Source organism: Lysobacter korlensis (genome assembly GCF_042434515.1).
Genome location: NZ_JBHLTG010000054.1, coordinates 1 through 697, shown reverse-complemented (window position 1 = coordinate 697; position 697 = coordinate 1). Strand labels below are relative to the sequence as shown.

The window sequence follows — 697 nt, the reverse complement described above, 5'->3', positions numbered from 1 at the left end:
GCCGGGCAGCCAAAAGCCCAGGCATTCCAGACCACTGCCGCCTAACAGTTCGTCCAAGCCGACGCCGCTTCGCGGCGCGGCTTAACTCAGGTGTTAGCCACTATGGATAGTTCCGCGCCAGCCGAAGTGGATCCTGACGCAACCGGGGTGTCCTTCCGCCCTGCTGAGGCGACGGATCTCTCGGAGCTTGTGAGCATGCTCGCGGACGATCCGCTCGGCGCCAAACGGGAGGCATGGGGCGATCCACTGCCCTTGGGCTACACCGAAGCGTTTGAGGCAATTCGGAAAGACCCGAACAATGAGTTGGTCGTCGCTGTCCTCGGCGACCACCTGGTCGGGATGCTCCAGATCACCTTCATCCCGTACCTGACTTACCAAGGACGCTGGCGAGCGCTCATCGAGGGCGTCCGGATTGCCTCTAACGCTCGCTCAAAAGGTCTCGGGGCGGCAATGATCGGGTGGGCCGTCCAGCGCGCAAGGGACCGGAACTGCGTTATGGTCCAGCTCACTACCGATCGGGCAAGAGAAGACGCGCTCCGGTTCTACGAGCGACTAGGGTTCGTCGCTTCGCATCACGGCATGAAGCTCCACCTCTAGTGGCTAACAATTCGTCCAAGCCGACGCCGCTTCGCGGCGCGGCTTAACTCAGGTGTTAGGCCCTAAGATGAAACATCTGCTGCTAGCGGGTCTTCTGTTT

Annotated in this window: 1 protein-coding gene; it reads left to right on the top strand. The window is 61.3% G+C overall.

Features of this window, described 5'->3' with window-relative positions:
- The first annotated feature begins 102 nt into the window (after window positions 1-102).
- Complete coding sequence (locus ACFFGH_RS34405; protein ID WP_386677475.1) at window positions 103-597, top strand: GNAT family N-acetyltransferase; 495 nt, start codon at window positions 103-105, stop codon at window positions 595-597.
- Window positions 598-697 lie beyond the last annotated feature (100 nt).

Bases quoted from the DNA above. Each gene is read 5' to 3' on its own strand.
- ACFFGH_RS34405 (WP_386677475.1), top strand. From the start codon at position 103: ATGGATAGTTCCGCGCCAGCCGAAGTGGATCCTGACGCAACCGGGGTG.